Annotated in this window: 3 protein-coding genes and 1 pseudogene; 1 reads left to right on the top strand and 3 read right to left on the bottom strand. The window is 53.9% G+C overall.

What is annotated here, in order from left to right:
- Nucleotides 1-39: 39 nt before the first annotated feature.
- The gene (locus I8N66_RS22790; RefSeq protein WP_291158171.1) at nt 40-462 is read right to left on the bottom strand and encodes a hypothetical protein; all 423 of its coding nucleotides are present in this window, start codon (nt 460-462) and stop codon (nt 40-42) included.
- A 124-nt stretch (nt 463-586) separates the two neighbouring features.
- On the opposite strand from I8N66_RS22790, the pseudogene I8N66_RS22795 reads away from it, so the two are divergent.
- Nucleotides 587-718, top strand: a pseudogene (locus I8N66_RS22795) (transposase domain-containing protein); the annotation flags it as partial.
- A gap of 136 nt (nt 719-854) precedes the next feature.
- Here the strand turns inward: I8N66_RS22795 and I8N66_RS22800 are convergent.
- Together I8N66_RS22800 and I8N66_RS22805 are read right to left on the bottom strand one after the other, a co-directional pair.
- Nucleotides 855-1,907, bottom strand: a complete 1,053-nt coding sequence (locus I8N66_RS22800; RefSeq protein ID WP_291158174.1) for a GSCFA domain-containing protein — start codon at nt 1,905-1,907, stop codon at nt 855-857.
- Entirely contained in the window at nt 1,904-2,653 is a 750-nt protein-coding gene (locus I8N66_RS22805) for a hypothetical protein (RefSeq protein ID WP_291158177.1), read from the bottom strand. The genes I8N66_RS22800 and I8N66_RS22805 overlap by 4 nt, the downstream gene beginning before the upstream one ends.
- Nucleotides 2,654-2,721 lie beyond the last annotated feature (68 nt).

Below are 2,721 nucleotides of genomic sequence, written 5' to 3' on the forward strand. Positions count from 1 at the left end.
GGACTATCCGATTTCCTAGTTACCACGGACGTAGATAGATTATGGCGTAACGCGGACGGTGGCTTTCTTGAGGAGTCGAATGAAAGTATTTAGGGCGAGCGTGAACGGACAAGCCTTTATAGCCTGATGTGAAGGACGGTGGACAGCTCCGCTCCAGACTTCGCCATGGTGTGGATGCCGAAAGTCGTGTTCGCGAGGTTCGCGAGAGCCATCCATGGGTTGAACCGCGCCGGGTTTTGCGGAGGCTCCAACCGACATGACAATGTCGAGCTTCTGTTGATCTCCCCACCGACGCCGCCATTCCATCAGGTCTCGAAACAGGCTCAGCGAGCGCCACGTGCATTGCCGACCCAAGCCTTCGTTCGACATTTTGGCGGCGTAAACGCGCGCAAACTCCCGATACGGACCGTAGACCAGCTTCCGATACAGGGCGCTGCGCTTCAAATAGTCACTTGCGTTCATGCGTCCTCTCCTTCGCGTCAATTGCGACGGAGAGACCCTACGCTATGCCGATTAGGCTACCGCTATGCTACAGAAAACGTTGGCAAAAACTTGCTTAATCGGCATAGTTCGACGGTCGGCATAAACCGCCAAGATGAACAACGTCGATCCCCTCGACTGGCTCTCCCAGACCTTGACCCGCATTGCTCAAGGCTGGCCAGCATCCGAAATCGAAGCCCTCATGCCCTGGAACTTCAGGTCAGACGCCGTCAGCTAACCGCTTACATTAAGGCTCTATCCGGCAGGCGGTAACAATCGGGCAGTACGTATTGACGGCCGGCCGGCCAGCCCAGCTCCGCTAACGCAGCCCGCTTCAGGCGATCCTGGACTCCAGTCCAGGATCGCGAATAGGCTCACCGCTCGCTCATAACCTCTTCGCATTCGGAATCCACCAAGAGCGTTGCCAAACTTTCCTTGACGGGGATGGTGGTTGACGGAGTCATCGCACCCTCGACCTCGCAGTGAGCAAGAAGAGCGCACATGACAGAATCTACCGCCGCGGCAGTGACATTTCGCTTGTCAGCCTCGAAGAACTTGTCGGGTGCTTGTGGGCCTGTAACTATTTCGAAGGCCGGAAAATAAACGACATTATCAAGTTTCGCCGCCGCAGTTTCTGCGGCAACCCTAAGCACTGATTTGCTGTAGGTGGACGCGCAGAGGACGTGCTGACCGCCCGCCGTCGCCACCAATGGCACCGGTGAAACAGTCGTGATGAACTTCACGTGAGGGTTAATCTCCCTCATCTCGGATATGAATGTCAAAAGATCCGCTTCTACTTCAGCGACCGAAAAGTTGTGATACCTGTGGCGCGTTTCGTCAAATTTCCCCGCTATTGCGCCGGGGCACGCCGGGAATACCGCACCGTCGCTGATGGAAAGCCACGCCTCAGTGAGTCCAAGAGTGAGGACAAATACTGTAGCTTCCTCGAAGGCGACAAGCGTTTTGCCCAAGTGCTGATGGGTCAGCGCCCAAAATTCTTGTTCTGACCGCGCTTTGAACTTGAGTCCTGGTCTAAATGGGTCGACATACATTCCATCCTCGACCCAAAAACCCTCTTGGGGAGAGAACTGGCCCCGGCATCGACGAAGCAACTGTAGGAGCTGTCGGACGGTATAGATGTTACCGTACGAGGCGCTGAATTTGGCATAGCCAAAGTTGTCGTCTGCAAACTCCGCAAAGGCCGGATGAACTATTTCGGTGCGATGATAACTCAGACCTGACTTGTCTAGATAGGGGACGAGATTCGAAGCAAAGCAGCTTCCTGCCGAAACCACCTTGTCGGTCTTGCGAATGAGAACGCCATCGTGGCTGATTAAATCGGTAGTATCGAAGGCATTTGAAACGGCGCGCGACCAGAAAGCCCGCGACGGTGCCAGCTTATATGGATGTTTGCTCAGTTCTGTCACGATGCACCTACTTTCGACAACGTGGAGTCCCAGAACACCCGACCATATTCGAGGTTGGCGTGCGTAGCGTCCTCTCGCCAAAGCTCTTCTTTCAAGAATCCTTCTGAATCCATGACGGTCTCTGGCACAGGCAAGAACCGGCAGCCTTGCGCTTCGGCCGTTTCCTTAAGAAGATCTTGAATAACGAGCCACAACTTCCAGCGAATCAATCTGTCGGTGAAGGGAATAGTCTCAACCGAAACTCCCATTTTCCTCGCAATCTGTACGAAGTGCATTTCTCTCGAAACGAAAGTTCTGACAAGGGCATCATTTCCCTTGGGAGGAGGTGTGCCGAGCACTATTGCTTCACAACCAGGAACGTTAGCCAAGCGATTCAGCAATGGTTTAAGACCACCGTTCCCTCGGGCGAGGTAGTCGCGAACCTGCGTTTCGGGGATGAGGTCAACTGGATAGATAGCCAGTTCTGGATAGCCTGCCACGTAAAAATCAAACGGTTTTTCGGTCGCAAACAAAAACTTAGATAGATGCTGATTGCCGTTCCAAACAAGCAGTACTGTGGTATCTTCGGCCTGTTGCACCACAGCGTCCCAATAGGCTTGGCTCCGTGGGGACGGGCCTGCCAAGCCCAAGACTCTCCCACCTGTGATATCGATCGGGAAAGCGGCGATCGGTTCATCTGGCGCCGAATTCTGCACCCCAAGCGCCATGACGTGAGAATGCCCTGCAAGAAGGAAACGTCCACTCAATTATAGATCCTCATATAGAGCCTCGCTCTATCTATGTTGGAGAAGCGGAACGCAATTTAGCTTCAGTT

The sequence above is a fragment of the Ensifer sp. SSB1 genome (genome assembly GCF_016652895.1).
Lineage (GTDB): Bacteria > Pseudomonadota > Alphaproteobacteria > Rhizobiales > Rhizobiaceae > Ensifer.